Genomic DNA, 22,598 nt, shown 5'->3' on the forward strand with positions numbered 1-22,598 from the left:
GGACTTCATCGTGGCGCGGGTAACGCAGTGTTACCCATCAGACGCCGTATAGATTTAAGCAAGCCCATCATAAATCAAAATCGGTGTTGCAAAAACGGGGGTGACCATAGATTTTTTATTGCCTGCCGTCAGGTACCAAGCCGCTGTTCGAGCTCGGCGAGAGAAGGAAGGAACCGGATCTGTTCGCCGCGATTGGCGTCACGCGCAGGCGGTAGTTGATGAATTTCTGCAATACGGCGCCGGCCACGCCGCTTCTTAGCTGGAAGAAGGCGGCGTCGAGGCGGTTGACGGGGAGGGCAATCATCCCGGCCTCGTGTTCAAAAGCGGGCGCGATAAACAGGCTGACGTCGTTTTCGTTTTTCAACAGCGGCCCGGCTTCGGCGAAAACCACCAGGCGCAGGCCATGAACGTGCTGCACGGCGTAGCTCATCGGCGCCCCGGGAGTCAGGGTTTGACGTGTTGCTGCAAATAATGCTCGAACACCGCCAGCGTTTCGTCCGAGATATGGTGTTCAATCCCTTCGCTGTCCAGCTCGGCAGTTTCGCTCGGCACCCCGAGGCACATCAGCAGATCGACCACAATGCGGTGACGGCGGCGCACCTTCTGCGCCAGCTGCTCGCCTTCCTCGGTTAAAAACACCCCGCGATAAGGGCGCGATTCCACCAGCCCGGCGCTTTTCAACCGCGCGATATTTTTGATCGCCGTCGGGTGAGAGACGCCGAAGCGGCGCGCGATATCGGTGGTTCTGGCTTCACGGGTGCTTTGCAGCAAATCGGCGATCAGCTCAACGTAATCTTCGATCAGCGCATTGGACTGCGCTTGGCGGGCGCGGCTAAAACGCAGGGCGTGCTCGGCCTCGTCCGGCATGTCGGTCTGGGCGGGGCGGTCGGCGTTATCTGGCGCGCGGGTAACCATAGCGTGGGGCGTCCTGTAAGCATAAAAATGGCGTCTCCCGGCAATGCGGGGAGGGTTGCCCTAAGTTAGTCCAAATAGCACACATTATCAATTCGATGCCACGCATTGTGGTAGTTAGAAATATCTCTACACAAAGCCCATTAATTTCGCCTGTTGCATAAAGTGTAGCCGATGCTACATTGTCAGCATGATCGGTGGAAAAATAACCAGCAAAAGATTAAGGGTACTTCATGCGAGACGCGGCAACTCCCTCATCGTTAACCGAACGGACCAACATCGCGATTGGCGCCGCCCTTGCCGGGCGCAAGCGCGGCGCCTTTACGCCGCTGCTGTTCGCCGGTCCGGCGGTGATTGCCTCTATTGCCTATATGGACCCCGGTAACTTCGCCACCAACATCCAGGCCGGGGCGAAATACGGCTACAGCCTGCTGTGGGTGGTGGTGATGGCCAACCTGATCGCCATGCTGTTCCAGGCGCTGTCGGCCAAGCTCGGCATCGTCACCAACCGCAATCTGGCGGAGATGTGCCGCGATCAGTTTTCGCGGCCGGTAGTGATCGGCATGTGGCTGCTTAGCGAAGTGGCGGCGATGGCCACCGATCTGGCGGAGTTTCTCGGCGGGGCGATCGCACTGGCGCTGCTGTTCCACATGCCGCTGCTGGCGGGGATGGGGGTGACGGCGGTGATCACCTATGCGCTGTTGATGGTGGAAAAGAAAGGTTTCCGCCCGGTCGAGCTGATGATCGGCGGCCTGGTAGGCATCATCGCGCTGTGCTACCTGGTGGAGATGTTCATTGTGCCGGTGGACTGGCAGGCGGCCGGGATCGGCATGGTGACGCCGCAACTGCCGGATGCCCAGGCGCTGACCATCGCCGTCGGCATTATCGGCGCCACCGTGATGCCGCACGCCATTTTCCTGCACTCGGGGCTGACCCAGCACCGCAGCCCGGCCAGCGACAACGGCGAGCGGCGCAAGCTGCTGCGTTTCTCCAATATTGAGGTGGTGATCGCGCTGGCGCTGGCAGGGCTGGTGAATATCGCGATGGTGATCATGGCCTCGAGCGCTTTCCACGCCGGTAACAGCGACGTGGCCGAAATTGGCACCGCCTACCATACGCTGACGCCGCTGTTCGGCGCGGCCGCCGCCGGTATCTTCCTGGCGTCGCTGATCGCCTCTGGCATTTCCAGTTCGGTGGTGGGCACCATGGCCGGGCAAATGATCATGCAGGGCTTCGTCGGTTTCCGTATTCCGGTGTGGGTGCGCCGCCTGGTCACCATGGTGCCGGCGTTTATCGTGGTGGCGATGGGCGTCAACGCCACCGACGCGCTGGTCTACAGCCAGGTGGTGCTGAGCCTGGCGCTGCCGGCGCCGATGATCGCGCTGGTGATGTTCACCCGTCGCCGTGACATCATGGGCGAGTTTGCCAACGGCCGCTGGACCAGCCTGGCGGCAGTGGTCGGCACGGTGGTGATCGTGCTGCTTAACGTGGTGTTGCTGTTGCAGACTTTCGGCGTCGATATCCCTGGGTTAGGGTGAGACGCGGGAGCGGGGCCCGGCGAATTTGTTGGCGAACAGTTCGCTGATGAAGTCGACGAAAACCCGAATTTTATGGCTGCGATCCCGCAGGCGCGGATAGAGAATATTGATCGGTGCCCCTGTGGGCGCCCACTCCTGCAGTATCGGTTCCAGTTCGCCTGCCTTCAGATAGTTTTCCAGAGTGCAGTCCAGCAAGTAAACCAGGCCGAGGTGGTTCCTGGCCACCTCGCACAGCGATTGTGAATGGTTGAAACTCAGCAGCGGGCTGGGCGCTAGACGGTAGCGCTCGTCACCACGAATGAACTGCCAGTCGTCCGCCGCCGCCGCGCCTGAACGGATAAATCCCAGCCGCTGATGCTGTTGCAGCTGTTCCGGGTGTTCCGGCCGGCCATGGCGCGCAAAATAATCGGGAGACGCACAGCACAAATAGCGTGGTTGCAGCAATTGACGGCTGACCATCTCGGGTATGTGGCCGGCGCCGATGCGAATAAATACGTCGGCGCGATCTTCCGCCGGATTGACCAGGCGATCGCTAACCGACACGCTGAGCTGCAATTCCGGGTATTGCGCCAAAAAAGCCGGGAGCGCCGGAGCGATATGCATGCTGCTGAGCATCGTGGCTATCTCGACCCGCAGCGGTCCTCGCGGTTGTTCAAAATCGCCCGACATGTCGTTTTTCAGCCGGTCAAACTGCTGCAGGATGTCTTGTGCGGTGCGATAGCAACGCTCCCCGGCGCTGGTCAGCGAGAAGCGCCGGGTTGAACGCTTGAACAGGGGTTGCCCGAACTGTTTTTCAAGCTGATTGATGCTGTATGTGACGCTGGCCGGGGAGAGCCCCATTTTGGTTGCCGCCTGGCTGAACCCCTCCATTTCCACCACCTGGCAGAATACGCGCAGCGCGTGCAGTTCATTCATGTTAACGGCTTCCATTATTTAAATTATTAAAAGAGTATTTTTAAATATGCCGGCTGTCAATTTGACGCAGCATTGGATAGTTTATTTTCAGCGTTTTTATTTATCTGAAATCGCATCCTGTATTGCCATAATGAAATAATGCCGAAGAGGATATTTATATGAAAAAATTAACTGCCGTATTGTTATTGGCGGGCACGGGCTTGTGCGGCCAAACTTATGCCGCAAGCAGCGAGGCCGCATCGCAAAGTTACAGGGTTTCCGCAGAGGCGGGCGTCGCGGCCGAACAGAAGGCGGTGTATGAGCTGATAAACCGCTACCAGACAGCGCTTAACGCCGGCGATACGCCAACGATCTTGTCACTTTTTGCGCCAGAAAGTTACTCACAATGGAACGAAAAACCGACGGCGGACAGCAATGAAAAGCGCCGCCAACAATATGATGACTTATTTAAAAACGAGAAATTTGAAACCGAGTTTTCTTATGACAGCGTCAGCGTGAGCGGTAATATGGCCTATGTGCGCACGCACCATCATCGCGGGGCAACGGTTACTCGAATAAGCGACGGTGCCACCCTGATCGATTTAAACCGTGAAGTATTTGTATTGGAGAAACAGCAGGGCCAATGGAAGATCGTGGTCTACACCTTTAATACCAACCCGATTCAAGGGGTGAGCTGAGAGGGACAGATAAAGGCCGCGCAAGCGGCCTTCTTAGGGTGTCGCGCGCGGTTACAGGTTCCCCACGCCGCCATCCATCTGCAGCTCCGCGCCGACCATAAAGGCCGACTCATCCGCCGCCAGAAACACCGCCGCTTTGGCCAGCTCCAGTGCGCTGCCCATGCGGCCGATCGGCACTAGCGCGCGGATATCGTCGCGCAATGCCCGTTCATCCGCTTCCGCCAGCCCCAATTTTCCCAGCGCCGGGGTTTCGGTCGGGCCGGGGCTGAGGCCGTTGACGCGAATGCCGCGCGCGTGCAGCTCGCCGGAGAGCGTTCTGGCCAGAGATAACAAACCGGCTTTGCTGGCGGCGTAGGCGCTGCTTTGCGGCAGACCGATATGGGCGCTGACCGAACCGCACAGGATCACCGAGGAAGGGGTGGCCAGCAGCGGTAGCAGCGCCTGGATCAGAAAGAACGGCCCCTTCAGGTTGATGTCCATCAGCCGCTGGTAGCTCTGCTCATCCCACTCCTGCAGCGGGCGGTGCGTGACGTCGCCGGCGTTAACGTACAGCACGTCCAGCCGCGGCCACCGTTGCTCCAACTGCTGCGCCAGCGCACGTTGCTGTGGGATGTCGCCGGCGTCGCTCAGCAGCAACAGCGCGTTGCCCGCCAATGCCTGGCCCGCCGCGTCCAGGGCACGTTGGCTGCGGCCGGTGATCGCCACCGTTGCGCCCTCGGCGATGAATTGGCGGGCGGTTTCCAGCCCGATGCCGCTGGTGCCGCCGGTGATCAATGCGTATTTGCCTTGCAGTCGTGACATAACCGATTCCTCTTTAACGTCTGTTACGGCATTATTTGCGCTATAGTTCCTTTTGCATAGTAGGCACCTTTGGGATACTAAAGGGCGAGGTGGGATGAAATGACGACACAAGCGCCCTTAGCGGCGAAAAATAATTTGTCGGCGTTGCCGACGGCGGGCGAATCCTGCCCGATGGTGGACTTCGTCAATCTGGTGTCGGGCAAATGGGCGATACCCATCCTGTATCGGCTGATTATGATCGATGGCCCGGTGCGATTCAGCGAGCTGCAGCGGGCGGTGGCGCCCATTGCGCAAAAAGAGCTGACGCGCCAGCTGCGGCTGTTCGAGCAGCGCGGTCTTGTGACGCGGCAGGTGTATCCCGAAGTGCCGCCGCGGGTGGAGTACCAGGTCACCACGCTCGGCAAATCGCTGCGGCCGACGCTGGACTCGCTGGCCGAGTGGATGCGCCGACATGCCCCGCAGCTGATTGGTAGCTAGTCGCCGATGCCCGGCGGGTTGATGGTTGAGCGCTCGACCTTTTCGTCGCCTTCGCCCCAGCGTTCCAGCACCTGCGCATATTCGCCGCTGACGATCGCGCCATTGATCGCGGCGTTGACGGCGTTCACCAACCCGTTGCCTTTTTTGGTGGTGACCGCGACGTAGGCCACGTTGGGGCCGATGCCGACCATTTTGGTTTTGCCGGTCAGCGCCGCCTTGTAGGCGCCGGTGGAGTGGGGGCCGAAGAACGCATCGGCGCGCCCGGACTGAATGCTGAGGTTGGTGGCGGCGTCGTCGGTCACGTAGATCGGCTGCACCGGCGGCAGCCCGGCGGCGCGATTCTGCTTATCCCATCCCAGCAGAATGTTTTCCTGATTGGTGCCGGATCCGACGATGATCCGCAGCCCGGCCACGTCCTGCGGGCGGTTGATCGAGGTGATGTGGCTGGTGGATTTGACGTAAAAGCCCAGCGTGTCCACCCGGTAAGTGGCGAAGTCGAATTTGGTTTTACGCTGTTTGGTGACGGCGATGTTGAAGATCGCCGCATCGTATTTGCCCGCGCTGATGCCCAAGGGCCAATCTTCCCAGGAGGTGGGCACCAGATTCAGCTCCAGCCCGAGGCTGTCGGCCACCAGGCGGGCGATGTCCGGATCGCTGCCGATCAGCGTTTTATTGTCTTCGGCGAACAGCGCCAGCGGCGGGGAGTTCTCGAATGCTACCGCCACCGTCAGCTTGCCGGGCACCGCGAAGTGAAAGTTCGCCGGGATCAGCGCGATAGCCGCCGGGTTTTTCTCCGTGCGTATCGGCTCTCGGTTAGCCTGCAGGTCGATACCGCCCGTCGTGGCCGCCTGCACGGCAGCGCTCAGCAACAGCGCGCACAGCGCCGCAATCTTCAGTGGCATAGTGCCCTCTATCCTTTGTTAATCATGGGGTTACTATTGGCGGCGGCGCGGGGCAAGTAAAGCAACAATAGTGAATAACCAAAGTGAAAAGATGCACAAGCGGGGCGACGGCCTGCGCGAATCTGCAGCACTCGACGTGGAAAGTGCGCAATCAGGTTGAAAGCAGTAGAATTTGTCACTCATACTGCGTACAGCTAATTGTGTAAAACAAGGAACGCCAGATGGCCGAAGAAACGATTTTCAGTAAAATTATCCGCCGCGAAATCCCTGCTGATGTGGTTTACCAGGATGAACTGGTCACCGCTTTCCGTGACATCTCCCCCCAGGCGCCTACCCATGTGCTGATCGTTCCCAACGTGCTGATCCCAACCGTCAACGACGTGACCGTCGAGCACGAAGCTGCGCTGGGCCGCATGATCACCGCCGCGGCGAAGATCGCCGAACAGGAAGGCATCGCCGAGGACGGCTACCGCCTGATCGTCAACTGTAACCGCCACGCCGGTCAGGAGGTCTATCATATTCATATGCACCTGGTCGGTGGCCGCTCGCTGGGGCCGCTGCTGTCACGTTAAGCGAGGAAATCATGCGCGGTAAAAAAACTCTGCGTTGTCTGATGGCGTTGGCGCTGCCCGCCGCGTTGCTGATGGGGTGCAGTTCGCCATCCGGCATCGCGGTTAACCGGGGGCAAACGGTGGTGATGGATCCTTCGGTGCTGACCGCCGGCATTTTTGCCGATACGCCCTCTGTCTCGAACGCTTCCGGCCGGGTGATGGCGACTTCGGTGCTCAATAACAGCCAACCGACGCCGGTCACCGTGCATTATCGTTTCTATTGGTACGACGCGCAGGGGCTGGATATTCGCCCCTTCGAGAAACCGCGTGAGATCGTCGTGGCGCCTAACTCGGACGCCAAAATCTACTCGATTAACGGTAATCTGGAAGCTAAAAGCGCGCGTCTGTATCTGTACCTGTAAGCGCTTGCCAGGTTTGGAGAAAAAGCATGAAAAAGTACGTCTTAGTGGCGCTGGCCGCATTCACCCTGAGCGGCTGTCTGTCGCGTCCGCCTGAGCCGGATCAGCCGTTGCCGCCGGTCACCGTCGAACCAGAACAGCCGACGCCGCCGGTCGAGCAGCCGCAGCCGCCAACTACCGAGCCGGTGCCGCAGCCGCCGAAAATCCAGCAGCTCGACTGGCTGGGCAGCGTTCAGCCGCTGGTGAATCAGATGTTGAAGGCCGATGGCGTCACGGCCGGCAGCGTGCTGCTGCTGGACAGCGTCAAGAACAACACCAACGGCTCGCTGCAGATGGGCAAAGCCACCGCGGCGCTGTATAAGGCGCTGGCGTCGAACTCCACCTTCAGCGTGGTGCCGGAAGCGAAGCTGACCAGCGCCAGACAAACGCTGGGCCTGTCGGCGGATGACAGCTTCGGCTCGCGCAGCAAGGCGATTGGCCTGGCGCGCATCGTCGGTGCGCAGTACGTGCTGTACAGCGACGTCAGCGGCGACGTGAAGTCGCCGGCGTTGGATATGCAGCTGATGCTGGTGCAAACCGGCGAGATCGTCTGGTCGGGCAATGGCGCCGTTAAACGCTGAGGCCGCGCTGCGACGATTGATGGAAACCAGACTGCCGGCGGTGAATACCGCCGGTTGTCATTTCAGCCCGGTGCAGGGGCTGACCGGCGAGAGCTGGCGTATCGACGGTTCGGGCATCACGCTGCTGGCGCGACAAAACAGCGCGGAGAAACGCACGCTGGGCGTGAGCAGGCGGCGGGAGGCGCAGGTCCTGAGGCGCTGCGCGCCGGGGCTGGGGCCACGGGTTTTCGCGCAGAATAATCAGTGGCTTGTCCTCGAATGGCTCGAAGGTGACGTCGTCACAGAAGCTGAGTTTGACAGGCTGAATCAGCGCGGCGAGCTGGCGGCGATGGCGGCGACGCTGCACCGGCGGCCGCTCAGTGGTTACCGGTTGGATCTGCGGCGGCAGTTCCGCCGCTACTGGCAGCAGCTGGATACGCGGCGTTTAACCCCCGCCTGGCTGAGTTGGCAGCGTCATTTCTTACGCTGCGCGCCGCCGCGGCCATTACGCCTGGCGCCGCTACACATGGACATCCATCCGGGCAATTTGCTCGCGACCGGCGAGGGGCTGCGGCTGATCGACTGGGAGTATGCCGCCGACGGCGATGTGGCGTTGGATATCGCCGCGCTGTTTCGCGGCAACGGCTGGGCGGCGGAGGCGCAGCAGCGCTTTTTGCAGCACTACGCGCGTCAGGGCTATCACGACGTCGCCCGGCTGCAGGCGCAGGTGCAGCGCTGGCTGCCGTGGGTGGATTATCTGATGCTGCTGTGGTTTGAAGTGCGCTGGCAGCAGAGCGGCGACGCCGAATTTTTGCGCTGGGGCGCGGCGCTGCGCCGGCGATTCTGTTTATCATCATCTGAATTCTGAACGAACAATAATGAAGTGAGGTGCCCGTGGGCCCAGTAATGCTAGATGTCGCCGGCTACGAGCTGGATGCAGAAGAACGCGAAATATTGAAACATCCGCTGGTTGGTGGATTGATCCTGTTTACCCGCAACTTCCACGATGCGGAGCAGCTGCGTGAGCTGGTGCGCCAGATCCGCGCCGAATCGCACGATCGGCTGGTGGTGGCGGTAGATCAGGAAGGCGGGCGCGTGCAGCGCTTCCGCGAGGGCTTCACCCGTCTGCCGGCGGCGCAGTCGTTTGCCGCGTTGCACAATGCGCAGGAAGGCGGCCGTCTGGCGCAGGAGGCCGGCTGGCTGATGGCGGCGGAAATGATCGCGCAGGATATCGACATCAGCTTTGCGCCGGTGCTGGACATCGGCCACGGCAGCGCGGCGATCGGCGAACGTTCGTTCCACAGCGATCCGCAGCAGGCGTTGGCGATGGCGGAACGCTTCATCCTCGGCATGCACAGCGCCGGCATGAAAACCACCGGTAAACACTTCCCGGGGCACGGCGCCGTCAGCGCCGATTCGCACAAGGAAACGCCGCGCGATCCGCGGCCGCTGGCGCAGATCCGCGAGCACGACATGGCGATCTTCCGCGAGCTGATCAACCGTCAGCTGTTGGACGCCGTCATGCCGGCTCACGTCATCTATACTGAAGCGGACCCGCGTCCGGCCAGCGGCTCGCCTTACTGGCTGCAGCAGATCCTGCGTCAGGAGTTGGGCTTCGACGGCGTGATTTTCTCCGACGATCTGTCGATGGAGGGCGCTGCGATCATGGGCAGCTACGCCGAGCGCGGCCAGGCGGCGCTGGATGCCGGTTGCGACATGATCCTGGTGTGCAACCACCGCGAAGGTGCGGTCAGCGTGTTGGATAACCTGTCCCCGGTCAAAGCAGAGAAGGTGAAGCGGTTATATCATCGCGGTCAGTTCACCCGTCAGGAACTGCGCGACTCCGAGCGCTGGCAGCAGGCGCACAAGGCGCTCAGCGCGCTGAGCGAACGCTGGGAGGAGCACAAGCAGCGTTCGCAAGGGTGAATCCAGGCGCCGCACCGCGGCGCAGAGCGGAAATGATGAGGGCCGCGCCCGCGGCCCTTGGCTTGTTGCGAGGATCCACATGATTATCTATTTGCACGGCTTCGATTCCACCAGCCCCGGCAATCATGAAAAGGTGTTACAGCTGCAGTTTATCGATCCGGACGTGCGCTTTATCAGCTACAGCACGCTGCATCCGCGTCACGACATGCAGCATCTGTTGAAAGAGGTGGACAAGGCGGTGCAGCAGGGTGGCGACACGCACCCGTTGATCTGCGGGGTCGGCCTCGGCGGCTTCTGGGCGGAGCGCATCGGCTTCCTGTGCGGCATTCGCCAGGCGATGTTCAATCCCAATCTGTACCCGGAAGAACACATGCACGGCAAGATAGACCGGCCGGAAGAGTATCGCGATATCGCCACCAAGTGCGTGGAGGATTTCCGCGAGAAAAATCGCGATCGCTGTCTGGTGGTGCTGTCGCGTCACGACGAGGTGCTGGATAACCGGCGCAGTGCCGAATTGCTGCATCACTACTACGAAATCGTCTGGGATGAACAGCAGACGCACAAGTTCAAAAACATCTCGCCGCATCTTCAGCGGCTCAAGGCGTTCAAGGCGCTGGGTTAACAGTTTCATAACGCTGCCGCGAGCCGCTCTCCCCGTTTTTCACCGACGGAAAGTGCGGCTTTTTTGTGCGTCAAAGCCAGATTTTGCGTGGCAATCGGCAAAATTTAAAACTGTGACTCAGCGCTAACTATTTGAATCGCAATCCCCAAAAAATCCCCTCGTCCAGCCTTTAACCAAAAAAAATTGATGTACGTCAATTTTGGTATGACCAAATAACCTCACATGCTATTCTGGCTTCAGAGAGCCGATTTATTTTACGCGAACCCTATGTATTCTAAGGATATTATTTATTTACCCTGGGATAACAAATGGTTCACATTTAGGGGGTTATTTTGACAACGCCAAAGAAGAAAATCGTTATTGTTGGCGGCGGCGCCGGTGGTCTGGAGCTGGCGACCAGCCTGGGCCATAAACTTGGCCGCAAGAACAAAGCGGAGATCACGCTGGTGGATCGCAACCACAGCCATTTGTGGAAACCGCTGTTGCACGAAGTGGCAACCGGTTCCCTCGATGACGGCGTGGATGCGCTCAGCTACCTGGCGCACGCGCGCAATCACCATTTCAGCTTCCAGCTGGGGTCGTTGACCAACATCAACCGCGAAACGCAAACGCTGCAGCTGGCGCAGATCTGCGACGAGCAGGGCGGCGAGCTGGTGCCGGCGCGTGAACTGCCGTACGACATCCTGGTGATGGCGCTGGGCAGCACCTCGAACGATTTCGGTACGCCGGGCGTGAAAGAGCACTGCATCTTCCTGGATAACCCACATCAGGCACGTCGTTTCCACAACGAAATGCTCAACCTGTTCCTGAAGTTCTCGGCCCAGCCGGGGCAAAAAGAGCGAGTTAATATCGCCATCGTCGGCGGCGGCGCCACCGGCGTTGAGCTGTCCGCCGAACTGCACAACGCGGTGAAGCAGCTGCACAGCTACGGTTTCGAAGGCCTGGACAACAGCGCGCTCAACGTGACGCTGGTGGAAGCCGGCGAGCGCATTCTGCCGGCGCTGCCGCCGCGCATTTCCGCTGCTGCGCACCAGGAACTGATCAAACTGGGCGTGCGCGTGCTGACCAACACCATGGTGACCAGCGCGGACGCCAAAGGCCTGAACACCAAGGGCGGCGAGTTTATCGATGCCGATCTGATGGTGTGGGCGGCCGGCATCAAGGCGCCGGACTTCATGAAGGATATCGGCGGCCTGGAAACCAACCGCATCAACCAACTGGTGGTGGAGCCGACGCTGCAGACCACGCGCGATCCGAACATCTTCGCCATCGGCGACTGCGCCTCCTGCCCGAAAGAGGGCGGCGGTTTCGTGCCGCCGCGCGCCCAGTCGGCGCACCAGATGGCCTCGCGCTGCGCCACCAATATCCTGGCGCTGATGAACGGCCAGACGCTGAAGCCTTACGTGTACAAAGACCACGGTTCGCTGGTGTCGCTGTCGCGCTTCAGCACCGTCGGCAGCCTGATGGGCAACCTGATGCGCGGCTCGATGATGGTGGAAGGGCGCATCGCGCGCTTCGTTTACATCTCGCTGTACCGCATGCACCAGGTGGCGCTGCATGGCTACATCAAAACCGGCCTGATGATGCTGGTGGGCGGCATTAACCGGGTGATCCGCCCGCGTCTGAAGATGCACTGATCCCGCCTTTGTCGACCAACCCGCGCCGGTTCGCCCGCGCGGTTTTTTTTATGGCAGCGCGAGGCGATCGGCGGCGGTTGCTTGATTCTTCAGCATAAGCTGTCGCCGATATGGGTAAAATTCTTAAGATTCCTCCTAAACAACGGGAAAACAGCCGTTTTCCCGCATTTTTGGTCCCCTTGTCTTATTGCGGGTCCTCAGATCATTGTGCAGACTTTATCTCGTTTACAGACGGCGCGTCGCGCACGCCGTAAACCGGGATACCGCAAGCCGCCCATGCGCAAAATAATAAGCGCGGTGCCATGCCGGTAACAGACCCCGGAAAAAATGCGTGGTAACACTTTCAGGAGGTTTCCTGTGAACAAGTCAATGTTAGCCGGTGTTGGAATTGGTGTCGCTGCCGCTCTGGGGATTGCCGCGGTAGCCAGCCTCGACGTCTTTTCTGCCGGTCCGCAATATGCGCAGGTGCTCGCCGCAACGCCGATTAAAGAAACCATCAAAACGCCGCGTCAGGAATGCCGCAACGTCACCGTGACGCACCGTGCACCGGTGCAGGATGAAAACCGCATCGCCGGTTCTGTGTTGGGCGCAGTGGCGGGCGGCGTGATCGGCCACCAGTTCGGCGGCGGTCGCGGGCGCGACGTGGCGACCGTGGTAGGCGCACTGGGTGGCGGCTATGCCGGTAACCAGGTGCAAGGGGCGATGCAGAACAACGACGTCAGCACCAGCGTTCAGCAGCGTTGCAAAACGGTCTACGACAAGTCCCAGAAAATGCTGGGCTATGACGTGACCTACAAGATCGGCAATCAGCAGGGCAAGATCCGCATGGATCACGATCCGGGCACGCAAATCCCGTTGGATAAAAACGGCCAGCTGGTGCTGAACAGAGCCTGATCGCCACATTCGAATTAAACCCGCGGGCAGTGTTAGTTCTGATCGTTTAACCCGGTTAAGCGAGCGGCGTTAACATTGACGCGGGTTTCTGTTTTTTGCCTGTCCAGGAATTTGCGATCGTTCTAATGTCTGCGTGCGATATCACTGGGCAAAACTTCAAAAAAGCCCCCGCGTTTGTTATATTATTGTGCAATTAAGCGGTGTTATCGGCGCCAATCGCCACACCGGTCAAACCCGAGTATTTCGTCTCGCAGAGATAACGACATGTTAGATTTTCGCTTTCCGACAGCGTTGCAAATGGTCCTTAGCGTCGCCGTAGCTGAGAAGCAGGGCATGCGTTCGACAAGCGCCATCCTCGCCGCCGCTCTGGAAGCCAACCCCAGCTTTATCCGCAAACTGATGGTCCCGCTGACCAAAGACGGCATCATCGTTTCCACCCTGGGCCGAAACGGCTCTATCCACCTCGGCCGCCCGGCGGAAGAGATCACCCTGCGGGACATCTACCTGGCGGTGATCGACGACAAGCGCATCTGGGCTTCCCGTCCTGAAGTGCCGGCTCGCTGCCTGGTGAGCGCCAACGCCTGCTGGTATTTCAAGTCGGTGGTAAACGAGGCCGAACAGGCTTCGCTTGCGGTGCTGGCGCGCCACACCGTGGCCGATTCGCTGGCCGAACTGGAGCGGGGCGACAAGCGCGCCTGTGCGGAGTACGCCGCTGCGCAAGAGGCTGAAACCGCCGATAAATAATCGCGGTTCGCATGCATAAAAAAAGGTCGGGCAATGCCCGACCTTTTTGCATGTTAAGACGATGATTACGCCGTTTGCGGCTGTGCCTTGCGTGCCACCAGGCGGCGCAGGGTGACGTAGAACACCGGCGTCAGGAACAGCCCGAACAGCGTGACCCCCAGCATGCCGGAGAACACCGTGATGCCGGTGACGCCGCGCACTTCGGCGCCGGCGCCGTGGCCGAGGATCAGCGGGATGGTGCCGGCGATGAAGGCGATGGAGGTCATCACGATCGGGCGCAACCGCAGGCGACAGGCTTCCAACGCCGCTTCGACGATGCCTTTGCCCTGCATTTCCAGCTCGCGGGCGAACTCGACGATAAGAATGGCGTTCTTACAGGCCAGCCCCATCAGAACGACCAGCCCGACCTGCACGAACACGTTGTTGTCGCCGCCGGTCAGCCACACGCCGAACAGCGCCGACAGCATGGTCATCGGCACGATCAGGATCACCGCCAGCGGCAGCGTCCAGCTTTCATACAGCGCCGCCAGCGCGAGGAACGCCAGCAGCACCGCTACCGGGAACACCACCAGCGCGGCGTTGCCCTGGGTCGATTGCTGATAGCTCAGATCGGTCCACTGAATGTTCATGCCGTTCGGCAACAGCTTATCGGCCATCTGCGTCAGCGCACCCATCGCCTGGGTAGAGGAGAGCACGCGCGGGTCAGCATCGCCGATCAGGTCTGCCGCCGGGAAGCCGTTATAACGGATCACCGGATCCGGGCCGTAGGTGGTGCCGATGCTGACCATGCTGCCGATCGGCACCATTTCGCCCTTGTCGTTGCGGGTACGCAGGTTGGCGATGTCTTCCACGCTGTCGCGGAACTGGCCGTCGGCCTGCGCCATCACCTTCCAGGTGCGGCCATAGCGGTTGAAGTCATTGATGTAAGACGAACCGAGGTAGGTTTGCAGCGTGCTGAACAGCGCATTGAGCGGCACCCCCTGCGCCTTGGCCTTGTCGCGATCGATTTTGGCGTCCAGCTGCGGCACGTTAGCCTGATAGGAGGAGATCGGGAACCCCATGCCCGGCGTTTGCATAATGGCGCCGGACATCGTGTTGATCGCGGTCTGCAGCGCGCCGTAACCCAGCCCGCCGCGATCCTGCACGTACAGCGAATAGCCGGAACCCTGGCCGATGCCGAGGATCGGCGGCGGCATGATCGAGAAGGCGAAACCTTCCTGGATCTGCGAAATGCGCGCGTTGATCTCGGCGTTGATCTGCGCCGCGGTGCGGGTACGGGTGCTCAATGACTCCAGCGCGAAGAACACCGTGCCGGTATTCGGCGTATTGGTGAACTGCAGCGCGTTCAGGCCGGGGAAGGCCACCGCATCGGTGACGCCGTCCACGCTCATACCGATGGCGCTCATCTTGCGGATCACCGCATCGGTGCGCTCCAGCGAGGCGCCTTCCGGCATCTTCACGCCGCCAATCAGATACAGCTTGTCCTGCGTCGGGATAAAGCCGCCGGGCACGGTCTTAAACATCACCCCGGCGGCGGCCAGCAGCAGCAGGTAAACGACGAACACCGCGCCGCGTCGGCCCAGCACGCGGGACACCCCGTGCTGGTAACGCTGCGAACCGCTGGCGAAGAAGCGGTTGAACGGCCGGAACAGCCAGCCGAACAGCCGGTCGATCAGGCGCGACGGCATATCTTTCGGCGCGCCGTGCGGTTTCAGCAAGCGCGCCGCCAGCGCCGGCGACAGGGTCAGCGAGTTGATGGCGGAGATCACCGTCGAGATGGCGATGGTGACGGCGAACTGCTTGTAGAACTGGCCGGTGACGCCGGAAAGGAACGCCATCGGTACGAACACCGCGCACAGCACCACGGCGATGGCGATGATCGGGCCGGAGACCTCGCGCATCGCTTGGTGCGCCGCCGCCAGCGGCGACAGCCCCTCTTCGATATTGCGCTCGACGTTCTCCACCACCACGATGGCGTCATCCACCACAATACCGATCGCCAGCACCAGCCCGAACAGGCTGAGGGTGTTGAGCGAGAAGCCGAGCAGATACAGTGCGGCGAAGGTGCCGACCACGGAGATCGGCACCGCCAACAGCGGAATGATCGACGCGCGCCAGGTCTGCAGGAACAGAATGACCACCAGCACCACCAGGATCACCGCTTCCAGCAGGGTATCCACCACCGCGCGGATCGAATCGCGCACGAACACCGTCGGATCGTACGGCGCTTTCCAGCTCATGCCGTCCGGGAAGCGGGTTGCCAGCTCGGCCATCTTGCCGCGCACCGCGTCCGACAGCTCGATGGCGTTGGCGCCCGGCGACTGGAAGATGCCGATACCAACCGCATCCTTGTTATTGAGCTGGGCGCGCAGCGCGTAGCTGCCGGAACCCATTTCGATGCGCGCCACGTCGCGCAGCCGCACAATCTCGCCGTTGTCGCCGCTTTTGAGGATGATGTTGCCGAACTCTTCTTCGGTTTGCAGGCGGCCCTGGGCGTTGATAGACAGCAGATAGTCGCTGCGCGTCGGCATCGGTTCCGCGCCCAGCTGGCCGGCGGAGACCTGCACGTTCTGCTCCTGCATGGCGCTCACCACGTCGGAGGCGGTCAGCCCGCGCGCGGCAACCTTGTTCGGATCGAGCCAGATGCGCATCGCGTATTCACCGGCGCCGAAGATCTGCACCTGGCCGACGCCCGGCAGACGGGCCAGCTCGTCCTTGACCTTCAGGGTGGCGTAGTTGCGCAGGTAGAGCGAATCGTACTTGCCGGAAGGCGAGACCAGATGCACCACCAGCGTCAGCGCCGGAGACTGTTTCTGAGTGGTGATGCCCTGGCGGCGTACGTCTTCCGGCAGGCGCGCTTCGGCCTGCGCCACGCGGTTTTGCACCTGCACCTGCGCCTGATCGGGATCGGTGCCGGGGCGGAAGGTGACGGTGGTCACCAGCACGCCGTCGGAGCCGGCGACCGATTTCATGTACATCATGTTTTCGACGCCGTTGATCGCTTCTTCCAGCGGCGTGGCCACCGTTTCAGCGATCTCTTTCGGGTTGGCGCCCGGGTATTCTGCGCGCACCTGCACGCTGGGCGGCACCACGTCCGGGTATTCGCTGATCGGCAGCAGCGGGATGGCGATCGCCCCGGCGACAAAAATCAGTATCGACAGCACCGCGGCAAAGATCGGTCGGTCGATGAAAAAACGGGAAAAGTCCATGGGTCAGAAGTCTCGGCTGGGAGCTTAGTTAAGTGCGGAAGCGGTAGTGGTCATCGCGACGCTTTTCGCGTCGACCGGCATGCCCGGCATAAACACTTTCTGCATGCCGTCGACGATCACCCGATCGCCGTTTGCCAACCCTTTCTGCACGATGCGCAATCCTTCGGCCATGCGGCCCACGTCGATGTCGCGGCGCTGTGCCTTACCGTCTTTATCGACGATGTAAACGAACTTGCGGTTTTGGTCGGTCATCACCGCTTTATCGTCGATCAGCATGGCGTTGAACTCGGCGCTGCCGGGCATCTGCACGCGGGCGAACAGCCCCGGCGTGAAGCGACGATCGCGGTTGTCGAGCAGGGCGCGCATGCGGATGGTGCCGGTACCGGCGTTCAGTTGGTTATCGGTGAAATCCACCAGCCCCTGATGCGGGGTGCCGTCTTCACCCACCAGGCCAACTTTCACCGGCAGGCGGGCATCGTGCCGGCCCTGCTGCTGATAGCGCAGGAAGGTGGCTTCATCCACGTCGAAATAGACGTAAACCTTATCGAGCGACACCAGCGTCGTCAGCACGCTGGCGCTGTCGCCAGCGGTGACCAGGTTGCCGGCGGTGATCATCGCGCGGCTGGCGCGTCCATCGATCGGCGCGGTGACGCGAGTAAAGTCGAGATTAAGCTGCGCCATATCGAGCTGAGCCTGCGCCGCCAGCACGTTGCTTTGCGCCTGTGCGGCGGACGAACGACGCTGTTCCCACACCTCTTGCGAGATGGCCTGGGTGCCGATCAGCTTCTCGGTGCGCGAAGATTCGCTGCGCGCCAGGGTTGCCTGATTGCGCGCTCGCACCAGCTCGGCCTGCGCCTGTTCGCGCGCGGCGCGGTAGGTGCGATCGTCAATGGTGAACAGCACCTGGCCTTTCTTCACCTCGTCGCCTTCGGTGTAGTTGACCCGCTCGATGTAGCCGGAAACTCGCGGGCGCAGCTGTACGCTTTGCACTGCTTCGACCCGGCCATTGAACGCATCCCACTGGCTGATCGGTTTGACCACCACGCTGGCGGCGCTGACCACCGGCGGCGGTGGCGGGGCGTTGTGCGCGACGCTGTTGTCACACCCGGCGAGCAGGGCGGCCAGCAGCGCCACCCCGGAGAGCCGCTGGCCCAGAGCGAAGGCGCGCGTGCGGCCGCCGGCGTTGAACGATGAGTTTGGTTGATTTGCCATTATTTTTATTCCGATAAGTAAGCGCTGTCTGGCCCCATACCCAGCCCTGTTTTCCGGGCTTTCCCTTCATGTATGCCTGCGTTCGGCGGAAGGGGCGTTGTGCCTTGTTATGGCCCAACGTTAGGTTTTGAAACATATTGGTGTCACATTAATGTATCAATATCGGTTACATTAATTGGGTGGAGTATAGAGGCGGCTTTCTGGTAAATGCAATAATAAAAATTGCATTTAAAGCGAAACTGTTGCAACGTATGTGCATCGGGCAGAGGGGGACCCTGCCGAATGATGGGAGCATCAGCATGAACACGACGGGTTTCATTACCGATTTGAAGACGTGGATCGACAACAATCTGGAAGAAAAACTGGATATCAACACCGTAGCGGACCGCGCGGGCTACTCCAAATGGCATCTGCAGCGCATGTTCAAGCGCCAGACCGGCTACGCGTTGGGGGAGTATATCCGTATGCAGAAATTGAAGGTGTCGGCGGAGCGTTTGGCCAACAGCGGCGAACCGATCGTCAGCGTGGCGATCTCACTCGGCTTCGACTCACAGCAGTCATTCAACCGCAGCTTCAAACGCCAGTTTGGCCAAACGCCGGGCGACTGGCGCCGTGCGTTGGCGCAGCCAACGTCGGTGAGATGCACGCACCACTGATCGGTTGGGCAGTGGGGATAAAAAAGCCTGAATTTGCGTTCGGGCTTTTTTGTCTTTACCTGTGGGGGATTCAAAAGTTGTCGCAACTGCCTGACTTTGCCACCGTGTCGCTGTCGCGGCAGAATATACGAATCGCCTCGTTGAGAGAGTTTGAACGTGAAGGCGTCCAGTAGTTCTCAATGACCAGGTAGCGAACGGTGTGCTGGCGGGTGTGGAGACCCAGGACGTTAAATACGCTTTCAATAGCGGCAAGCACAGGGTTTGACGAGTCGATTTCATAGCGAATGTCGACGATGGCTGCCTCCGGTGCCATCCAGGTGCGATTGGAAAGCGGCGGCACGCGAAACTTGAATGAGGAGTTCGCGGATAAGCGCTGGCCATCAAGCTCTTTAAATTCTGCGGCAGGAACATAACTCTGGTTACCGCCCGGCAAGGTGATCTGCCCTTTTTCGTCGCGGGTGGCATAGACATCCTCGGTGACTTTGTAGATCACTTGCTGGACGTCGGGGGGAATGATGCGAAAGGAGGCTACGGTACGATCCGAAGGCGTGTCGTTTGTCAGTTGGAACTCATACGCTCTTCCGACAGGTTGAACGAAAGCTAATGAAACGCTGCCGGCGAAGTACTGATAGGTGGCGCCCAATATTGCCATGAGAATCCCTGAGCCTACCAAAAATGCCGATACTTTCGCCAAACGGTTATTCGATTTTTCTTTAACGGGGCCTGTCTTTGGCCGCGGGGCATTGCCTTTCTTCTTACGCGCCACGTTTCTCCCTTGCATTACGCATTGGCCTACCTTTATGAGGGCATTATGGTCGACAGCTTATGCCGCTGTCGAGGGGGCGCTCTCTGGCCGGTGCGCTATGCATACAAAAAAGCCTGAACGCGAGTTCAGGCTTCTTCGTAGAATATGGCGGTGAGGGAGGGATTCGTACCGTCACTTTTGTATATTGCGGCACGAATATAACCTGTATATTCAATAAGTTATGCACTAATAGTCGACTATAAAAATATCGAAATTGATCCAAGCTATTGCCATGAGTTTTCTACATCACTTATAAAGAGAAATTTTGAAATGTCAAGAATATACATATGCTTTCCGACTATCGGAACCATGTTGTCGTTTCTTCTGAATGACAAATCGATTCACGCCCCTGTGAACTCCTGCTTTGTGGTAACGCCCGGTTAACAGGTGAGCAACAGAATACCAAAGCCGCCGCATACCACCTTAAACACTAAAACCAACGCACAGTAGAAATGCCACAAGTTGCGAATCCACCCTGAACAGCTTGTTAGGCAATTTTCAAATACTTAGGCATGGTCATTTTTTGGTCTTTTTCAAAATTCAACGTTCCATATTCAATTGGAAGACCACAGAAATTTGCGAGCTCTTCGTACCAAACTTGCTTCTGTTTACGAATGAGAATTTTCGTTGGTATTGGCTTAGATTCGATACCCTTCTCACTTATAATACATTGAGATGGAAGTGTCAGCTGATTTTGTGTCTTTAATAAGTGAAACAAAATATACCTAATATCTTTTACTGATTCATATAGCATTTTAATGGCTTCTATTGACGTGATTTTTTGCACAACACCACGGTCACCAAATAACACAATTAGAATCCTATCTTGTAATGTGACTGCTAATGCTCGATATGGGGCTGGCACATGCACAAAGAAAAATCCCTTATCATTATCTACTTTTTTGTTAATTACAAAAACCGAGCCAAACGGTGATGGATTAACAGTCTTCGAGTCAAATGACAGTAAAGTAAACAAGCTATAAATTACGCTTGAATCAATGTCTACCATTTCTTTGGGAATGACTGTACCTTTATCAGGATTAGAGCGTTCAATTGGTAGTGTAGTATCTTTATATGACAGCGCAAAACTTAATTTTAATGCCCAAAGATAGTAATCCATTGGCGAAGCAGTGTTTTCTCGAATTCTTTTCTCAAGACTGCTAAATATTTCTGAGTTACAAGTATGGCACGCGGGGACAACAGCCTGGTTATACCTTATCGATGTGCCATTTGATAATCTCAATTTTTGATTATTTAGATTGAAATACTTTTGAAGCCATCTTGGAACAATGTGTTCCTTTGATAGCTTATTGTGTAGTTTTCCACATAAAATACATTGTTTCATCGAACTTATTTCCTATCTATAAGCGCTTATTGCCTAACGCCGCGCTCTATGGCAAAATTGGAGTGTAGTGAAAAATTTTTCCGACAGCGACGCCTTGTTATACGTCACTTTAACTCCCCTCTCTAACTATCTGATGCAGCCTAAAGCGGACGTTCACTAGAGCCTGCTTTCAAGCAAGACAGCAGAATATCTAATTTCATCGTTGGCATCTTTCATAGCAATTTCCAGCCACTTCCTTAACATCTCATTTGAAACGTGATTTGTATGTAAGATATTAAAAGCTGCATACCTTAATTTTGAATTTTCATGGTTGATCATCTCACATATAGAGTCTATTTGCTGGGGACTGAAAGGCGTGTTTTTTTTGATGGTCTTAGACAGATAAATTGGGTCTATGGTTTCATCAATGGTAGCGCTAATAAGTTTTTCGCGCAGTGACGTATCTACCTCTATACGAGAGATTAGGTGATTTTCAGCAACATCCCTTACATCTCTCCGTGGGTCCGATAGATATCCCATGAGGTCATTATTAGAAGGCTGTTTCATTTTGAAAAGAGTCGTGAGCAGTTCTCCCCGTGGACTGTCAGGTACTACTCCCCCTCCAGTAGGGTATGGTTCCTCATTATCGACCCAAAACGTGTAAGCTTCTATTAAAGTTTTGTACAAGTGTTCATTTTCAGCGGCAGAAAACTTCCCAGCTAGTTTTGCGGCTTCTATTGCAGTTATTGGTCCGGACTTAAAAAGTCCTTTAGATACAGCATCCATTACATTTTGGTCTAGGGTGATGATAACATTTGCTAATGGAGCATATAAAAACTGGCATCCGGGGATCAATTTATCCTTTAGACGGTTCAGGATAGCTGCTCTAATCTCATCATTGTCATCTAAATATGGAATCATACAAGACGTAATCAAGAGGGTATTATATTCGCCATTTTTAAGCAGCCTTTTAATAAGGCTAATTAAGTCCTCCTTATTATGAAGTTTCAGTAATAAGTTGCCTGCAAGCCATGCTATCCAACGCCTGCCGCAGTACATAGCTTTCTCTATTTTCTCACTATCCAAACCAAAGTTCCGTACTGAGTCCCAATCTGGCTCAATATCTATGTGCACAGTTCGATCAAAAAGTGCCATTTGAGAATTAAAACTATCACTTGATGATATTTTTTCTAACAATTTAACAGCGTCAAGATGTAATCCTGTTTGTGAGATTCCGCTAGCTAGCGTTACACCTTTAAATACTTCTCTTATGGGATCGTGAAATGACTTACCTGGCCAGTGAAGAACATCGGAAAATTCGGCACTTTCATAATTTGATGCTGACAAGAATGCACTTAATTTTAATAATGGCTCGTTGTTATTTGAATTCCCCCCTCCAGTAAAAGAAGGAATGATTAACGTGTTACATAGGCCTTTAGCTGCTTCAATATCTCTCTTTATGAATTCGCGACTATTAAATCCATCTGGAAACGCATTGTAGTCGAACCTGTAAAGTTCCTTGGAAATATCTAAATGCCCAACGCTCCTAAAAAAGTGCTCGAGATCCTGAATAAGACTCATGCTCTGTTGGCTATTATTTAATATGGTAGAGGAGAAAATTTCTTTAGCCTTTGCTAGACAACAGTTATGAAATATATGCTTAACAGCACTCTTAACAAACGCATTATTAACCTTAGTTGAGCCATTACTACCTAACACCAATGAAGCTGACAGTGATGATGAAAGACTGCTTCCGCGGGTTCGGTTATAGTAGTCGA

Annotated in this window: 23 protein-coding genes; 13 read left to right on the forward strand and 10 right to left on the reverse strand. The window is 57.4% G+C overall.

The window, feature by feature from the left end; all coding sequences use genetic code 11:
* Positions 1-115 precede the first annotated feature (115 nt).
* Positions 116-430: a DUF4180 domain-containing protein gene (locus tag ACJ8IL_RS24375; RefSeq protein ID WP_442516906.1), complete on the reverse strand. Its 315-nt coding sequence runs from the start codon at positions 428-430 to the stop codon at positions 116-118.
* A 14-nt stretch (positions 431-444) separates the two neighbouring features.
* On the reverse strand, positions 445-915 hold the full coding sequence (gene mntR / locus ACJ8IL_RS24380; protein ID WP_319869411.1) for a manganese-binding transcriptional regulator MntR: 471 nt from the start codon (positions 913-915) through the stop codon (positions 445-447).
* A 230-nt stretch (positions 916-1,145) separates the two neighbouring features.
* Between mntR and ACJ8IL_RS24385 the strand changes: the two genes are divergently transcribed.
* Positions 1,146-2,450: an Nramp family divalent metal transporter gene (locus ACJ8IL_RS24385; protein WP_033642695.1), complete on the forward strand. Its 1,305-nt coding sequence runs from the start codon at positions 1,146-1,148 to the stop codon at positions 2,448-2,450.
* Here ACJ8IL_RS24385 and ACJ8IL_RS24390 read toward each other — a convergent pair.
* Complete coding sequence (locus ACJ8IL_RS24390) at positions 2,442-3,365, reverse strand: LysR family transcriptional regulator (RefSeq protein ID WP_025302423.1); 924 nt, start codon at positions 3,363-3,365, stop codon at positions 2,442-2,444. The two genes, ACJ8IL_RS24385 and ACJ8IL_RS24390, sit on opposite strands and share 9 nt — an antisense overlap.
* A 158-nt stretch (positions 3,366-3,523) precedes the next feature.
* Between ACJ8IL_RS24390 and ACJ8IL_RS24395 the strand changes: the two genes are divergently transcribed.
* The gene (locus ACJ8IL_RS24395) at positions 3,524-4,042 is read left to right on the forward strand and encodes a YybH family protein (RefSeq protein ID WP_197835947.1); all 519 of its coding nucleotides are present in this window, start codon (positions 3,524-3,526) and stop codon (positions 4,040-4,042) included.
* Between the two features lie 51 nt (positions 4,043-4,093).
* On the opposite strand, the gene ACJ8IL_RS24400 is transcribed toward ACJ8IL_RS24395, so the two are convergent.
* Positions 4,094-4,843 (reverse strand): SDR family oxidoreductase, encoded by a 750-nt coding sequence (locus ACJ8IL_RS24400; RefSeq protein ID WP_043141680.1) that lies wholly within the window; start codon positions 4,841-4,843, stop codon positions 4,094-4,096.
* Between the two features lie 99 nt (positions 4,844-4,942).
* Between ACJ8IL_RS24400 and ACJ8IL_RS24405 the strand changes: the two genes are divergently transcribed.
* Positions 4,943-5,320, forward strand: a complete 378-nt coding sequence (locus ACJ8IL_RS24405; RefSeq protein ID WP_072269823.1) for a winged helix-turn-helix transcriptional regulator — start codon at positions 4,943-4,945, stop codon at positions 5,318-5,320.
* On the opposite strand, the gene ACJ8IL_RS24410 is transcribed toward ACJ8IL_RS24405, so the two are convergent.
* A complete protein-coding gene (locus ACJ8IL_RS24410; RefSeq protein WP_025302427.1) occupies positions 5,317-6,222 on the reverse strand; it encodes a transporter substrate-binding domain-containing protein in 906 nt (301 codons plus the stop codon). The genes ACJ8IL_RS24405 and ACJ8IL_RS24410 overlap by 4 nt on opposite strands.
* 221 nt (positions 6,223-6,443) lie before the next feature.
* Here ACJ8IL_RS24410 and hinT point away from each other — a divergent pair, with 221 nt between their 5' ends.
* The 9 genes from hinT (at position 6,444) to ACJ8IL_RS24455 (ending at position 13,614) form a co-directional block, all read left to right on the forward strand.
* Positions 6,444-6,794, forward strand: a complete 351-nt coding sequence (gene hinT, locus ACJ8IL_RS24415) for a purine nucleoside phosphoramidase (RefSeq protein ID WP_004928776.1) — start codon at positions 6,444-6,446, stop codon at positions 6,792-6,794.
* Between the two features lie 11 nt (positions 6,795-6,805).
* Positions 6,806-7,195 (forward strand): YcfL family protein, encoded by a 390-nt coding sequence (locus ACJ8IL_RS24420; RefSeq protein ID WP_025302428.1) that lies wholly within the window; start codon positions 6,806-6,808, stop codon positions 7,193-7,195.
* 26 nt (positions 7,196-7,221) lie between these two features.
* Positions 7,222-7,812 carry a penicillin-binding protein activator LpoB gene (lpoB, locus tag ACJ8IL_RS24425; RefSeq protein ID WP_025302429.1) on the forward strand — a complete coding sequence of 197 codons (591 nt, stop codon included), beginning with the start codon at positions 7,222-7,224 and terminating at the stop codon, positions 7,810-7,812.
* Positions 7,793-8,659: a thiamine kinase gene (thiK, locus tag ACJ8IL_RS24430; protein ID WP_060432874.1), complete on the forward strand. Its 867-nt coding sequence runs from the start codon at positions 7,793-7,795 to the stop codon at positions 8,657-8,659. Before lpoB ends, thiK begins: the two co-directional genes overlap by 20 nt.
* Positions 8,660-8,697: 38 nt before the next feature.
* Positions 8,698-9,717 (forward strand): beta-N-acetylhexosaminidase, encoded by a 1,020-nt coding sequence (nagZ, locus tag ACJ8IL_RS24435; protein WP_043141667.1) that lies wholly within the window; start codon positions 8,698-8,700, stop codon positions 9,715-9,717.
* A gap of 79 nt (positions 9,718-9,796) precedes the next feature.
* A complete protein-coding gene (ycfP, locus tag ACJ8IL_RS24440) occupies positions 9,797-10,339 on the forward strand; it encodes an alpha/beta hydrolase YcfP (RefSeq protein ID WP_049207138.1) in 543 nt (180 codons plus the stop codon).
* A gap of 332 nt (positions 10,340-10,671) precedes the next feature.
* Positions 10,672-11,976: an NAD(P)/FAD-dependent oxidoreductase gene (locus ACJ8IL_RS24445; RefSeq protein ID WP_004928794.1), complete on the forward strand. Its 1,305-nt coding sequence runs from the start codon at positions 10,672-10,674 to the stop codon at positions 11,974-11,976.
* A 357-nt stretch (positions 11,977-12,333) separates the two neighbouring features.
* The gene (locus ACJ8IL_RS24450; RefSeq protein WP_167325016.1) at positions 12,334-12,870 is read left to right on the forward strand and encodes a glycine zipper 2TM domain-containing protein; all 537 of its coding nucleotides are present in this window, start codon (positions 12,334-12,336) and stop codon (positions 12,868-12,870) included.
* Positions 12,871-13,134: 264 nt separating this feature from the next.
* Positions 13,135-13,614: an RrF2 family transcriptional regulator gene (locus ACJ8IL_RS24455; RefSeq protein WP_089180361.1), complete on the forward strand. Its 480-nt coding sequence runs from the start codon at positions 13,135-13,137 to the stop codon at positions 13,612-13,614.
* Between the two features lie 65 nt (positions 13,615-13,679).
* On the opposite strand, the gene sdeB is transcribed toward ACJ8IL_RS24455, so the two are convergent.
* Together sdeB and sdeA are read right to left on the reverse strand one after the other, a co-directional pair.
* Complete coding sequence (sdeB, locus tag ACJ8IL_RS24460; protein WP_043141659.1) at positions 13,680-16,823, reverse strand: multidrug efflux RND transporter permease subunit SdeB; 3,144 nt, start codon at positions 16,821-16,823, stop codon at positions 13,680-13,682.
* A 24-nt stretch (positions 16,824-16,847) separates the two neighbouring features.
* Positions 16,848-18,035 carry a multidrug efflux RND transporter periplasmic adaptor subunit SdeA gene (gene sdeA, locus ACJ8IL_RS24465; RefSeq protein WP_043141656.1) on the reverse strand — a complete coding sequence of 396 codons (1,188 nt, stop codon included), beginning with the start codon at positions 18,033-18,035 and terminating at the stop codon, positions 16,848-16,850.
* Positions 18,036-18,334: 299 nt separating this feature from the next.
* On the opposite strand from sdeA, the gene ACJ8IL_RS24470 reads away from it, so the two are divergent.
* On the forward strand, positions 18,335-18,691 hold the full coding sequence (locus ACJ8IL_RS24470) for a helix-turn-helix domain-containing protein (RefSeq protein ID WP_025302436.1): 357 nt from the start codon (positions 18,335-18,337) through the stop codon (positions 18,689-18,691).
* 70 nt (positions 18,692-18,761) lie between these two features.
* Here ACJ8IL_RS24470 and ACJ8IL_RS24475 read toward each other — a convergent pair whose 3' ends face one another.
* The 3 genes from ACJ8IL_RS24475 to ACJ8IL_RS24485 all read right to left on the reverse strand — a co-directional run.
* Positions 18,762-19,457, reverse strand: a complete 696-nt coding sequence (locus ACJ8IL_RS24475) for a hypothetical protein (RefSeq protein ID WP_127146234.1) — start codon at positions 19,455-19,457, stop codon at positions 18,762-18,764.
* Positions 19,458-19,983: 526 nt separating this feature from the next.
* Positions 19,984-20,841 (reverse strand): hypothetical protein, encoded by an 858-nt coding sequence (locus tag ACJ8IL_RS24480; RefSeq protein WP_442516907.1) that lies wholly within the window; start codon positions 20,839-20,841, stop codon positions 19,984-19,986.
* A 156-nt stretch (positions 20,842-20,997) separates the two neighbouring features.
* On the reverse strand, positions 20,998-22,598 hold a 1,601-nt coding region (locus tag ACJ8IL_RS24485; RefSeq protein WP_442516908.1), incomplete at its 5' end, for a hypothetical protein.

The organism is Serratia sp. CY47444, assembly GCF_052168635.1.
GTDB classification, from domain to species: Bacteria; Pseudomonadota; Gammaproteobacteria; order Enterobacterales; family Enterobacteriaceae; genus Serratia; species Serratia bockelmannii.